Annotated in this window: 13 protein-coding genes; 7 read left to right on the plus strand and 6 right to left on the minus strand. The window is 70.9% G+C overall.

All coding sequences use genetic code 11. From position 1 onward, the window contains the following. Positions 1–21 precede the first annotated feature (21 nt). Both ACIHAD_RS27775 and ACIHAD_RS27780 read left to right on the plus strand, forming a co-directional pair. On the plus strand, positions 22–642 hold the full coding sequence (locus ACIHAD_RS27775) for a phosphotransferase (RefSeq protein WP_397357563.1): 621 nt from the start codon (positions 22–24) through the stop codon (positions 640–642). 118 nt (positions 643–760) lie between these two features. After that, positions 761–1,147, plus strand: coding sequence for a VOC family protein (locus ACIHAD_RS27780; RefSeq protein ID WP_397357564.1), 387 nt, complete (start codon positions 761–763; stop codon positions 1,145–1,147). A gap of 49 nt (positions 1,148–1,196) precedes the next feature. On the opposite strand, the gene ACIHAD_RS27785 is transcribed toward ACIHAD_RS27780, so the two are convergent. Next, positions 1,197–2,384, minus strand: coding sequence for an RtcB family protein (locus ACIHAD_RS27785; protein WP_397357565.1), 1,188 nt, complete (start codon positions 2,382–2,384; stop codon positions 1,197–1,199). Positions 2,385–2,684: 300 nt separating this feature from the next. On the opposite strand from ACIHAD_RS27785, the gene ACIHAD_RS27790 reads away from it, so the two are divergent. Continuing rightward, positions 2,685–3,635, plus strand: a complete 951-nt coding sequence (locus ACIHAD_RS27790; protein WP_397357566.1) for an anti-sigma factor RsbA family regulatory protein — start codon at positions 2,685–2,687, stop codon at positions 3,633–3,635. 47 nt (positions 3,636–3,682) lie between these two features. On the opposite strand, the gene ACIHAD_RS27795 is transcribed toward ACIHAD_RS27790, so the two are convergent. The 5 genes from ACIHAD_RS27795 to ACIHAD_RS27815 form a co-directional block, all read right to left on the minus strand. Next, complete coding sequence (locus ACIHAD_RS27795) at positions 3,683–4,831, minus strand: CU044_5270 family protein (protein ID WP_397357567.1); 1,149 nt, start codon at positions 4,829–4,831, stop codon at positions 3,683–3,685. Beyond that, positions 4,828–5,358 carry an RNA polymerase sigma factor gene (locus ACIHAD_RS27800; RefSeq protein WP_397357568.1) on the minus strand — a complete coding sequence of 177 codons (531 nt, stop codon included), beginning with the start codon at positions 5,356–5,358 and terminating at the stop codon, positions 4,828–4,830. Before ACIHAD_RS27800 ends, ACIHAD_RS27795 begins: the two co-directional genes overlap by 4 nt. Before the next feature lie 165 nt (positions 5,359–5,523). Next, entirely contained in the window at positions 5,524–6,264 is a 741-nt protein-coding gene (locus ACIHAD_RS27805; protein WP_397357569.1) for a succinate dehydrogenase/fumarate reductase iron-sulfur subunit, read from the minus strand. Then, positions 6,261–8,186 carry a fumarate reductase/succinate dehydrogenase flavoprotein subunit gene (locus ACIHAD_RS27810; protein ID WP_397357570.1) on the minus strand — a complete coding sequence of 642 codons (1,926 nt, stop codon included), beginning with the start codon at positions 8,184–8,186 and terminating at the stop codon, positions 6,261–6,263. Before ACIHAD_RS27810 ends, ACIHAD_RS27805 begins: the two co-directional genes overlap by 4 nt. After that, positions 8,183–8,941 (minus strand): succinate dehydrogenase cytochrome b subunit, encoded by a 759-nt coding sequence (locus ACIHAD_RS27815; protein ID WP_397357571.1) that lies wholly within the window; start codon positions 8,939–8,941, stop codon positions 8,183–8,185. The genes ACIHAD_RS27810 and ACIHAD_RS27815 overlap by 4 nt, the downstream gene beginning before the upstream one ends. Positions 8,942–9,073: 132 nt before the next feature. Here ACIHAD_RS27815 and ACIHAD_RS27820 point away from each other — a divergent pair, with 132 nt between their 5' ends. From ACIHAD_RS27820 to ACIHAD_RS27835, 4 genes are read left to right on the plus strand one after another with little or no spacing between them, the layout of a single operon-like run. Further along, entirely contained in the window at positions 9,074–10,003 is a 930-nt protein-coding gene (locus ACIHAD_RS27820) for a LysR family transcriptional regulator (RefSeq protein ID WP_397357572.1), read from the plus strand. 34 nt (positions 10,004–10,037) lie between these two features. Further along, the gene (locus tag ACIHAD_RS27825; RefSeq protein WP_397357573.1) at positions 10,038–11,174 is read left to right on the plus strand and encodes a PP2C family protein-serine/threonine phosphatase; all 1,137 of its coding nucleotides are present in this window, start codon (positions 10,038–10,040) and stop codon (positions 11,172–11,174) included. Beyond that, entirely contained in the window at positions 11,171–12,313 is a 1,143-nt protein-coding gene (locus tag ACIHAD_RS27830; protein WP_397357574.1) for an ATP-binding protein, read from the plus strand. Before ACIHAD_RS27825 ends, ACIHAD_RS27830 begins: the two co-directional genes overlap by 4 nt. Next, positions 12,310–12,759 (plus strand): response regulator, encoded by a 450-nt coding sequence (locus ACIHAD_RS27835; protein WP_397357575.1) that lies wholly within the window; start codon positions 12,310–12,312, stop codon positions 12,757–12,759. The genes ACIHAD_RS27830 and ACIHAD_RS27835 overlap by 4 nt, the downstream gene beginning before the upstream one ends. The last annotated feature ends 71 nt before the right edge of the window (positions 12,760–12,830 follow it).

Consider the following 12,830-nt stretch of genomic DNA (forward strand, 5'->3'; position numbering starts at 1 on the left):
GGTGCGCCAGAATCGTTGGCTGTGGAGCACGGGTACACCAACAGCACGGTCGGCGACGGCGCTCTGGTCGTCAAGTGTTACCAGGGCCCGGAGGCCGCCTTCAGGCTGAGCACGGAGAGCAGATACCTGCGCCGCCTGCGCGGCCGGCTGCCGGTCCCGCGCGTCCACCAGATCACCGCCACGAGCCTGACCACCCGCTTCGTGGCCGGCGCCCACGGCCAGGACCTGCTGGACGAGGGCCGCGCCGCCGAGGTGCTGGCCGAGTGCGGCCGGGTCCTGGCCCGCATCCACCGCCTGGGCATCGTGCACGGCGACTACGGGCCCCAGAACCTGCTGTTCGACCCCGCCACGTTCGAGACCACCGCGATCCTCGACTGGGAGTGGGCCCACCCCGGCCGGCCGGTGGAGGACCTCGCGTGGTGCGAGTGGATCGTCCGCAGCCACCACCCCGAGCACGCGTCCCTGCTGCCGCACTTCTTCGACGCCTACGGCGGCGCGGTGCCGTCGTGGGCCGAGCGGCAGGCGTCGATGGTGGCGCGCTGCCGCGACCTGCTGGAGTTCTGCGGGCGGTGGGAGCCGGGCGGGGGCGGCGAGAAGCTGTGGCGGGAACGCCTCGACCGCACGGCCGCCTGGAGCGCCTGACGCGTCCCCCAGGGCCCGGGTCACCCCAGCAGCTCGCCGATCTCCATCCGGGCCGCCTCCTTGTGGTGACAGAGAAGTCTCGCGCGACATGCGCCCTGCTTCGGGGCAGGATCTCACCATGGTGTCGGTATTGCAGAATGTCGCGATCGACTGCGCGGATCCGTACGAGCTGGCCAGGTTCTGGAGCGAGGTGACCGGCTGTCCCGTTCACCCGGAGGACCGTCCGGGTGACGAGGAGACGCGGGTGATGCTGCGGGAGGGCCCGATCCTGCACTTCAACAAGGTGCCGGAGCCGAAGGCGGTCAAGAACCGGCTGCACCTGTGCCTGCACCCCGACTCCACGCGTGACGCGGAGGTGGAGCGCCTGCTGCACCGGGGAGCCACCCTGATCGCCGACCTCCGCGAGCCGGACGGCACGGGCTGGGCGGTGCTCGCCGACCCGGAGGGCAACGAGTTCTGCGTCCTGCGCAGCACCGCGGACCGCGCCGCCGCCGCCCACCCGTAGGCGATCCTCCCGGCGGGCGCGGTCGCGCCCGCCGGGAGGAGACGTGCCGTCAGCCCTTGACGCAGATGAGCTGCCGCAGGTGCGCCACGACCTCCACCAGGTCCCGCTGCGCCGCCATCACCGACTCCAGGTCCTTGTAGGCCCCCGGGATCTCGTCGATCACCCCGGGATCCTTACGGCACTCGACCCCGGACGTCTGCTCCTCCAGGTCCTTGACCGTGAACGTCTTCTTGGCCTTGGTCCTGCTCATCTTCCGCCCGGCCCCGTGCGAGGCCGAGTTGAACGCCCGCGGGTTCCCCAGCCCCTTCACGATGTACGTGCCGGTCGCCATCGACCCGGGGATGATCCCCAGATCCCCGCTCCCCGCCCGGATCGCCCCCTTACGGGTGACGAGCACGTCCACCCCGTCGTACCGCTCCTCGGCCACGTAGTTGTGATGGCAGGAGATGGGCTGCTCGAAGGCGATGCCGGGGAGGTGGCGGCGCAGGACGTCGCAGACCAGGCCCATCATCAGCGCCCGGTTGCGGCGCGCGTAGTCCTGGGCCCAGTACAGGTCGCGGCGGTAGGCGTCCATCTCCGAGGTGTGGCCGAGGAACACCGCCAGGTCCCGGTCCACCAGGCCCTGGTTGTGGGAGAGGCCGCGGGCCACCCCGATGTGGTGCTCGGCCAGTTCCTTGCCGATGTTGCGCGAACCCGAGTGCAGGACCACCCACACCCAGCCCTCGTCGTCGGCGCACACCTCCAGGAAGTGGTTGCCGCCGCCGAGCGTGCCCATCTGCGCCTCGGCCCGTTCGCGGCGGGCGCGTACGGCGGGAGCCAGGTCGTCGAACTCGCGCCAGAACTCCGCCCACCCGGCCGTCCGCATCCCGTGCACCTTGCCGGGGTCGACGGGCCGCTTGTGGTGATGGAAGCCGACGGGGACCGCCTGCTCCAGCTTCCCCCGCAGGTAGGCCAGGTTGTCGGGAAGCTGCGACGCCCTGTACGACGTCTTCACCGCGGTCATCCCGCACCCGATGTCCACCCCGACGGCCGCCGGCGACACCGCGTCCTTCATCGCGATGACCGACCCGACCGTCGCCCCCTTGCCGTGGTGCACGTCGGGCATGACGGCGACGCCATGGACCCAGGGCAGGTTGGCCACGTTCCGCAACTGCTGCATCGCCTGCGGTTCGACCGTCTCCGGCTCCGCCCACATCCGCAGCGGATGCCTGGTCCCGCTCACCTCTGTGTACGCCATGTCGTATCGCCTCCTCCCGGCTGCCTTCACGAACACGATCTATCTGGCCAGACACGACATACCCACTGCAACCGAATTAGTACGACCCCCCCCCCCGAAGATCTCGGCGAGCCCGGGCCGGGTCCGCTCTCCATTGGCTAGGGTGACCCTGGTGTGCCGACATACACCCTGTATGCGCGCACCCGGGAGATATACCGTTGAGAACGGCCCGACCCCTCCGACTGCTTGTGGCGGCGGCTTCGTGCGGCAGGCCGAAGACGTGTCCATGAGCGGTCCCGTCGCCGAGAAAACGGGGCGCACATGATCGCCGTAGCCGACCAGCCGGACGAGCACCCGCTGGTCCACCAAGCGCTGGTCTACTCCAGTGACGCCGGATTCCTGGCCGTGGCCGTCCCCTTCTGCCGCGACGGGCTGGCCGCGCGGGAGAAGGTGCTCGCGGTGACCACCGCCGCCAACATCGCCCTGCTCACGCGGGCCCTCGGCGACGACGCGGGCGAGGTCGAGTTCGTCGAGGCCGGCGGCTGGTACGACGCCCCGGGCCGCACCCTGGCCGCATACGGCCGCTATCTCGACGCGTACCGGAGTGCCCATCCCCGCGTCAGGGTCATCGGCGAGCCCGTCTGGCACGGCCGCACGCCGCTGGAGGAGGCCGAGTGGACCCGGTACGAGTCCGTGGTCAACGCCGCCTTCGCCGCCCGGCCCGCCTGGATGCTCTGCGCCTTCGACGAGCGCGCGGTGCCGGACCGGGTCGTCGCCGGCGCCCGCCGTACCCATCCGGGGCTGCTGGCCGGCGACGGCCCCCGTGCCAGCGCCGACTACGTCGAGCCCGAGTCCTACACCGGCGCCGCCGACCACGACCCGCTTCCGCCCCCGCCGCCCGGGGCCGCCGCGCTGCGGTTCGACGGCGACCTGCACCGCGTGCGCCGGCACGTACGGACGACCGCCGAACGGCTCGGCCTGTCCCGCGCCCTGACCGATCGCCTGCTGCTGACCGTCAACGAGGTCGCCGCCAACGCCGTCGAGCACGGCGGTGGACATGGCGACCTCGCGATCTGGGCCGACGGGCGCGCCGTCGTGTGCGACGTGAGCGACCCGGGGAAGCTGACGGCCGTCCTGCCCGGCTACCTGCCGCCCGGTCCGACCGCCCTGCGCGGGCACGGCCTGTGGGTGGTGCGCCAGCTCTGCGACCTGCTGGAGGTGCGTTCCGACCTCGCCGGGACCAGGTTCCGCCTGCACCTGATCCGCGACTGACGGCTACCGGCCCGGGAGCGCGTCCGGTGTGAGCGCGCGGGCCTTCCTCAGCGCTTGGGGCCGACGTCCGTCCAGCCGGCCTCCAGGACGGCCTCGGAGCTCGACACCGTGCCCGGCTCCAGGGCCGCCTGCGGGCCGCGCGGCTCGACCACGACGCTCTCGGTGCCCAGTGCCCGCCCGGTGGCCTCGTCGAAGATCAGGCGGCTCTCCCGCACGCCGGTCCGCTCGTCGCTCTGCCGGAGGGCCGCGGCCGTGCCGGTACGGCCCTCGGCGTCGGTGACGTTCTCGATCACCTTCACCGAGTCGAGCCCGGCCAGCATGCGGAAGGCGGCGCCGCGCACCTGCGGCGTCACCGGCATGTCGACGATCAGCCCGACGCTCACCGTGAACAGCCAGTCGTCGGAGTCCATCTTCACGCTGGACGACTCGGTCGAGTGCCCGTCATAGGAGTCGAGCAGCCACTTCTTCAGCTTCTCCGGCTCGTCCGGCAGGCCGCGCAGGTCCTTCATCGTGACGTTGCGGCCGAGCCAGAACACCTTGTCGCCGTCCACCAGGGGGCTGTGCGAGGTCGTGGCCTTCCCGGAGGCGGTCGGCAGGCTCAGCGGGGCCACCTTCTTCATCGGCACGACCACGTCGATCTCGCCGGGCGAGCCCGCCCGCTCCCAGGCCAGCCGGTCGGCCTCGCCGGCGGGCTCCGCGCCGAGCCGCTGCTCGCGGCTCCACTGCTCGCCGCCGGTCGCGCGCGGCGTCCACTCCTCGTTGCGCTGCCGGTCCACGACCAGGTATCCGCCCTCGCGCGCGGGGTAGACGTGCCTGCTCACCGACGAGGAGTACCACCACTCGCCGGTACGGTCGGGCTGCCGGTCGGCCTTCTCCGCGGCGGCCAGCAGCACCGCCCTGGCCGACAGCGTGACCTTCCGCGGCGTCGCCGACGCGCTCTGCCCGGCCTGCGGAGCCTGCTTGCCGGGCTGCGGCGCCGCGTTCCCCGCCACCACGACGGCCACCGCGGCCACCGCGGCCACCGCCGCCGCGAGGCCCGCGAGCCCCCACACCGGGCGTACGGCCGCGCGCCGGCGCCGGGTCCGACGGGGGACCGACATGGCGTGCGCGAGCTCGGCGGCCCTGGTGCGCTCGTCCACCGGCCGGTCGCCGAGGTGCGCGGGCCGGGCGGCCCGGAGTTCGTCCATCGGGTTCATGACCACTCCTCGCTGAGGTTGCGCACATAGGGACGGGACGGTTCGGACGACTCCATGGCCCGCGCGAGCCGTTTGCGGGCCCGGTGCAGCCGTACGCGGAAGGCCGCCGAGGAGCAGCCGACGACCCGGGCGCCCTGCTTGGGCGACAGCCCGTGCCAGGCGACCAGCATGAGCACCTCCCGGTCGTCCTCGTGCAGCTCGGCCAGCGCCCGCAGCACGCCCATGCGCTCGGTGACCTGCTCGGCCACGTCCGGGCGGCCGTCCTCGGTCCACGAGCTCAGCTCGGCGGCCAGCGCGTCCCTGCGTGCCTGCGAGCGGGCGTCGTCGCGCAGGAGGTTGCGCGCCACGCCGAGCAGCCACGGCAGCGGCGGCTCGGGCACGTCGTCCAGCCGTCGCCAGGCGATGGCGAACGTCTCGCTCACCACCTCGTCGGCCACCTGCCGGCCGGCACGACTGACCACGTAGGCCCACACCCGTTGTCGGCATTCGTCGTACATGCCGGTGAAACGGTGGGAATCATCCGTCACCGCGCAGCCCCTTCGTCCCTGGTGCGTTCTTCTGACACCGGGAAGTGGTGCGAGCACTCCTGTTGTTACAGCTCGTCCAGAATTCTTTGGACACAAGCCGTCTGTACGCAAAAGCCCCGTCCCGGTTCGGTTCTTCCCGGGACGGGGCCTGCTCGACGACCTGGTCTACTTGGCGTTGGCCTTGAGGTAGTCGCTGTTCATCTGGGCGATCGTGTCCAGCGGGATGCCCTTGGGGCACACCGCCGTGCACTCGCCGGTGTTCGTGCAGCCGCCGAAGCCCTCGGTGTCCATCTGGTCCACCATGGCCTTGGCGCGGATCAGGCGCTCGGGCTGGCCCTGGGGCAGCAGGCTGAGGTGGGTGATCTTGGCGGCGGTGAACAGGGAGGCCGAGCCGTTCGGGCAGGCGGCCACGCAGGCGCCGCAGCCGATGCAGGTCGCGGCGTCGAACGCGGCGTCGGCGTCCTCCTTGCGCACCGGGACGCTGTGCGCGTCCGGGGCCGAGCCGGCCGGGACCGAGACGAAGCCGCCCGCCTGGATGATGCGGTCGAACGCGCTGCGGTCCACGACCAGGTCCTTCACCACCGGGAACGGCGCGGCGCGCCACGGCTCGATGGTGATCTCGGCGCCGTCCTCGAAGTGGCGCATGTGGAGCTGGCACGTCGTCGTGGCGCGCTGCTCGCCGTGCGCCACGCCGTTGATGACCATGCCGCACATGCCGCAGATGCCCTCGCGGCAGTCGTGGTCGAAGGCGACCGGGTCGTCGCCCTCCAGGATCAGCCGCTCGTTCAGGACGTCCAGCATCTCCAGGAACGACATGTCCGGGGACACGTCCTCCACCCGGTACGTCACCATGCGTCCGGCGTCGGAAGGGCCGCTCTGACGCCAGACCTTGAGGGTCAGGTTCACTTGTAGCTCCGCTGGGTCATCTTGACGTACTCGTACTCGAGCGGTTCCTTGTGCAGCACCGTCTCGCCGGAGGGCGTGCGCTCCCAGGCCGAGACGTGCGCGAAGCGCTCGTCGTCGCGCAGGGCCTCGCCGTCGGGGTCCTGCGACTCGGCGCGGAAGTGGCCGCCGCAGGACTCGGTGCGGACGAGGGCGTCCAGGCACATGAGCTCGGCCAGGTCGAAGAAGTCGGCGACGCGGCCGGCCTTCTCCAGAACCTGGTTCAGCTCCTCGGCGGTGCCGGACACCTTGACGTTCTTCCAGAACTCCTCGCGCAGCTCGGGGATGCGCTCCAGGGCCTTGCGCAGCGACTCCTCGGTGCGCTCCATGCCGCAGTAGTCCCACATGAGCTTGCCCAGCTCGCGGTGGAAGGAGTCGGGGGTGCGGGTGCCGTTCGCCGACATCAGGCGGTCGATCCTGGTACGGACCTTGATCTCCGCCTCGGCCACGGCCTCCTCGTCCACCTCGCCGTACGGGCCGTTGGCCAGGTAGTCGCCGATCGTGGTCGGGAGCACGAAGTACCCGTCGGCCAGGCCCTGCATCAGCGCCGAGGCGCCGAGCCGGTTCGCGCCGTGGTCGGAGAAGTTGGCCTCGCCGATCACGAACAGGCCGGGGATCGTGGACTGCAGGTCGTAGTCCACCCACAGGCCGCCCATCGTGTAGTGGACGGCGGGGTAGATGCGCATCGGCACGTCGTACGGGTTCTCGCCGGTGATGCGCTCGTACATCTCGAAGAGGTTGCCGTACTTCTTCTCCACCGCGTCGCGGCCGAGCCGGTTGATGGCGTCGCGGAAGTCGAGGTAGACGCCGAGCCCGCCGGGGCCGACGCCACGGCCCTCGTCGCAGACGTTCTTGGCGGCGCGGGAGGCGATGTCACGCGGGACGAGGTTGCCGAAGGCGGGGTAGATGCGCTCCAGGTAGTAGTCGCGCTCCTCCTCCGGGATGTCGCCGGGGGCCCGGTCGTCGTCCTTGCGCAGCGGCACCCACACGCGGCCGTCGTTGCGCAGCGACTCCGACATCAGCGTCAGCTTCGACTGGTACTCGCCGGAGACCGGGATGCAGGTCGGGTGGATCTGCGTGTAGCACGGGTTCGCGAAGTACGCGCCGCGCTCGTGCGCCCGCCAGATGGCCGTCGTGTTGCAGCCCTTGGCATTGGTGGACAGGAAGAACACGTTGCCGTAACCGCCGGTGGCCAGCACCACGGCGTCGGCCAGGTGCCGCTCGATCTCGCCGGTCACCATGTCGCGCACGATGACGCCGCGCGCCCGGCCGTCGGAGACGATCAGGTCGAGCATCTCGTGGCGGGTGTGCATCTCCACGGTCCCGGCCGCGATCTGCCGCTCCAGCGCCTGGTACGCGCCCAGCAGGAGCTGCTGGCCCGTCTGGCCGCGGGCGTAGAACGTACGGGAGACCTGGGCGCCACCGAACGAGCGGGTGTCCAGCAGGCCGCCGTACTCGCGGGCGAACGGCACGCCCTGGGCCACGGCCTGGTCGATGATGTTCACCGAGACCTGGGCCAGGCGGTAGACGTTCGACTCGCGGGCGCGGAAGTCGCCGCCCTTGACCGTGTCGTAGAAGAGCCGGTAGATCGAGTCGCCGTCGCCGCGGTAGTTCTTGGCGGCGTTGATGCCGCCTTGGGCGGCGATGGAGTGGGCGCGCCGGGGCGTGTCCTGGTAGCAGAACGACTTGACGTTGTAGCCCAGCTCGCCCAGGGTCGCCGCGGCCGAGCCGCCCGCCAGTCCGGTGCCGACGACGATCACGTTGAGCTTGCGCTTGTTGGCCGGGTTGACCAGCTTGGCGCTGAACTTCCGCTTCTCCCACCGCTCCTCGATGGGACCGGCGGGAGCCTTGGCGTCCCGGATCTCCGAGCCTTCGGTGTACTTCACTTCACAACTCCGAACGTGATGGCGAGGGGCGGGGCCAGGAAGCCGACCACCAGGACCGCCGAGACGAGGGCGGCCGTCAGGCGCAGGCCGCGGTAGCGGTTGCGGTTGGCCCAGCCCAGCGTCTGGAAGGCGCTCCAGATGCCGTGCCGCAGGTGCAGGCCGACCATGACGACGGCCACGAGGTAGATGAGGGTCACCCACCAGCGGGAGGGGTCGAAGCCGGCGACCATGCGGTCGGCGGGCGCGGAGTCGAAGCCCTTGGGGTTCACGACGCCGAAGGTGAGGTCGAGCAGGTGCCAGATCACGAACAGCAGGATCGTCAGGCCGCCGAACCGCATGATGTGCGTGGCGTAGCCGTTGGCCTGCGACTTCTTGGCCACGTACTTGACCGGCCGGGCCTTGGCCGCCTTGCGCGACAGCGAGATCGCGGCCCACATGTGCAGCACGACCGAGACGACGAGCCCGATCTCCAGGATCGTCAGCACCGTCCGGTACGGCGCGATGGGCTCAAGGAGCGTGCGCAACGCGTCGGCGTACTCGTTGAACGAGTCCTTGCCGAGGAAGATCTTGAGGTTGCCGAGCATGTGCAGGACGAGGAAGGACACCATCACGGCGCCCGTGACGGCCATGACGACTTTCTTGCCGTTCGACGAGCTCAGGAACCGGCTCGGCTTCTTGGACGTCGGTGCGGGCGAGGCACCCTTGGGGGCGTTAACAGGCGCGGTGGCGGCGCCGCGCTCTATCGTGGCAGTCACGTTTGAACGCTAGGTATCCAGCAATGATCCGTCCAAGTCATGATGGGTCTGGTTTCCATAGCTTCCGGCTATGATGCTTGGTTTATACGGTCGTCATAAGGAAAAATGCTCGGCCGGTGCGAGGAAAATCACATGCAGTTGCAGCAGCTCGCCTACTTCGTCGCGGTCGCGGAGACCAGGCACTTCACCCAGGCGGCCGAACGCATGCGGGTCGCCCAGCCCTCGCTCAGCAAGCAGATCAAGGCTCTGGAGAGCGACCTCGGCGCCCCGCTCTTCTCCCGCGCGCGCGGCAACGTCACGCTGACGGCCGCGGGCGAGGCCCTGCTGCCCCTGGCCCGCCGGATGCTGGCCGACGCCGACACCGCCCGGCAGGAGGTGGCCGAGCTGGCCGGGCTGCGCCGGGGCCGGGTGCGGCTGGGCGCCACGCCGTCATTGTGCGCGGGCCTGCTGGCCGACGCGCTGGCGCGCTTCCACCAGGCGTACCCGGGGGTGGAGCTGCTGGTGGAGGAGGGCGGCTCGCGTGACCTGGTCAGGGCGCTGGCCAGGGGGCAGCTCGACCTGTCGCTGATCATCATGCCGCTGCAGAGCGACGACCCCTCGCTGGTGACCGAGGACATCCTGCGGGAGAACCTGGTCGTGGTCGCGCCCTCCCACGAGCGGGCGCGGGGGCCGTACCTGCGGATAGAGGACCTGCGCGGCCGGCAGATGGTGATGTTCAGGCGCGGCTACGACCTGCGCGAGGCCACCCTCACCGCCTGCCGCCAGGCCGGGTTCGACCCCAGGTTCTCGGTGCAGGGCGGCGAGATGGACGCGGTGCTGCGGTTCGTGGAGGCCGGGCTCGGCGTGGCCGTGGTGCCGTCGATGGTGCTCGACGGGCGGCCGGGGCTGTCCGGCACCCCGCTGGCGCCGCCCGGCCTGAGCCGTACGATCGCCCTGGCCCACCGCAAGGACGTCGAACCGACCAGGGCCGCGCAGGCGTTCCGGGAGACCCTGCTCGCCTTCGTGGTCGAGGCCGGCCAGGAAGGCACGCTTCCGCAAGGGGTCGAACTCATCGCAGAATGAGCAGCAACAGCCCGACTCCCCCGGGAAGGCGTGTGTGACGGCAAACCTCGACGAGCCGCTGACACTGCTCCTCATCGAAGACGACGACGGCGACGCCTTCCTGGTCGAAGAGCTGCTCAACCAGGCCGATGCGCCACCGACGATCTTCCGGGCGCGCACCCTCCAGGAGGCCAGGGCCAAGCTCGATCCGACGATCCAGTGCGTGCTCGTCGACCTCACGCTGCCCGACGCCAGCAGGCTCGAAGCGCTGGAGGAGGTGCTCGCGCTGGCCCCGCACGCGGCCGTGCTGGTCCTCACCGGTCTCAGGGACGTGCACGTCGGCGTGACCGCCGTCCAGGCGGGCGCCCAGGACTACCTGGTCAAGCAGGACGTCGACGCCCGCCTGCTGGCCAGGGCGATCAGGTACGCCATGGAGCGCAGGCGGGCCGACCTGGCCCAGCTCAAGCTGTTCGAGGCCGAGCTGACCGCCAAGGAGAACGCCCGCCTGGAGAGCGGCCTGCTGCCCGTGCCCCTGCTGCGCACCGACGCGATCACCCACCAGATCCGCTACCTGCCGGGCGACCAGGGAACGCTGCTGGCCGGCGACTTCCTCGACATGGTCCAGACCCCCGACGGCGCGGTGCACGTCGTGGTGGGCGACGTCTGCGGCCACGGGCCCGACGAGGCCGCGCTCGGCGTGGCGCTGCGCATCGCCTGGCGCACGCTGGTGCTGGCCGGCCAGACCGACGACACGCTGTTGCGCACGATGGACGCCCTCCTGCGCGCCGAACGCAAGGCGCCCGAGATCTTCACCACGCTGTGCATGGCGACGCTCACGCCCGACCTGCGCAACGCCCGGATGCGCGTGGTCGGGCACCCGCCGCCGGTGCTGGTCCGCCAGGGCGTGCCCACGGTGGTGGGCGACACGCCCTCGGGGCCGCCGCTCGGCATCTTCCCCGACGCCGAGTGGGCGGTCATCGACGTGCCGCTGGGCGAGGAGTGGTCGATGATGCTCTACACCGACGGCCTGATCGAGGCGGCCGTCGGCGAGCGGAGGGGGATGCTCGGCGTCGAGGGCCTGGTCGGGCTGGTGCGCGAGCACGGCGTGATCGACCTCGACCGGCTGATCAGGCACGTGGGGAAGCTGAGCGACGACCTCGCGGTCGTCCTGGTGTCGAGGAGATCGGGATGAGCCTCCATCCGCTGCCTCCCCCGAAGCCGCCGACCGGGCTCGGCAGGCTGCCGGTGGCCCGCTGGTTCCTGGCCATCGGCGCGGTGGCCGGGTTCGTGTTCGCGGCCGGCGTGGTGGTCACCATGGCGATGATCGCGGACGCGCGGGCCCTGAACCCGAGGCCCGAGATGGCCGCCCAGCTCGACCGGCTCGACGTGGCGCTGATCCTGATGTTCGGGGTGCTGGTGGCGTGCGGGGCGGGCCTGGCGTTCGTCGTCCGGTACGCCGTGCTCAAGCCCATCGACCAGCTCACCGAGCAGGTCCGTACGGTCGCCGCCGGCGACTTCGACCACCGGCTCGGCGTCGACCGGCCGGCCGAGCTGAGCGAGCTGTCCAGCCACGTCGACTCCATGCGCCGCCGCGTCGTCTCGGCCTGGCGCGAGGCCGCCGACCAGGCCGACGAGCTGCGCAGGTCCAACGGCGACCTGGAGCAGTTCGCCTACGTCGCCAGCCACGACCTCCAGGAGCCGCTGCGCAAGGTCGCCAGCTTCACCCAGATGCTGGAGCAGCGGTACGGCCCGCAGCTCGACGACCGCGCCCGGCAGTACATCCACTACGCGGTCGACGGCGCCAAGCGCATGCAGCTCCTGATCAACGACCTCCTCGACTTCTCCCGGGTGGGCCGGACGAGCGGCGGTCGCGCGCCGACCGACTCGGGCGAGGCCCTGGACCGGGCCCTGGAGAACCTGTCGGCCATGATCGAGGACACCGGCGCCACCGTCACCCGGGACCACCTGCCCACGGTCGAGGGCAGCCGGCGGCAGCTCATCCAGCTCTTCCAGAACCTCGTCGAGAACGCGATCAAGTTCCGCTCCGAGGACCCGCCGCGCGTGCGCGTCACGGCCGAGCGGAAGGGCGACGTGTGGGAGTTCTGCTGCTCCGACAACGGCATCGGGGTGGACCCCAAGTACGCCGACCGCGTCTTCCTGATCTTCCAGCGGCTCCACCCCCGGGACGTGTACCCGGGGACCGGCATCGGCCTGGCGCTCTGCCGGAAGATCGTCGAGTACCACGGCGGGCAGCTCTGGCTCGACGACACACCGGCGGACCAGGGGGCGACGTTCCGCTGGACGCTCCCCGCGGCGGGAGGCGACGCATGACGGACTGGCACCCCATCGACGTGCTGCTCGTGGAGGACGACCAGGGGGACATCCTGCTCACCAGGGAGGCGTTCGCCCTCAACAAGGTGCGGAACCGGCTCGACGTGGTCAACGACGGCGAGCAGGCGATGGCGTACCTGCGGCGGGAGGGCGCCTACGCCGGCGCGCCGCGGCCCGACCTGATCCTGCTCGACCTCAACCTGCCCCGGATGAACGGCCTGGAGGTGCTGCGCGAGGTCAAGGCCGACGCCACGCTGCGGACGATCCCGGTGGTGATCCTGACGACCTCGGAGGCGGAGGAGGACATCCTGCACAGCTACCGGCTGCACGCCAACGCCTATGTCGCAAAGCCGGTGGATTTCGAGCAATTTATCCGTGTTGTCCGGCAAATAGATGATTTTTTCGTAACCGTGGCGAAGCTCCCGACACCCGGTCAGCGGCCCTGACGCGCATACGTGACAGGAATCACAGTGGGTCATCGAAAAAGTGAGTGACCCCGCTCACAAAATCCTATGCG

The sequence above is a fragment of the Nonomuraea sp. NPDC052265 genome, assembly GCF_044547985.1.
Lineage (GTDB): Bacteria > Actinomycetota > Actinomycetes > Streptosporangiales > Streptosporangiaceae > Nonomuraea.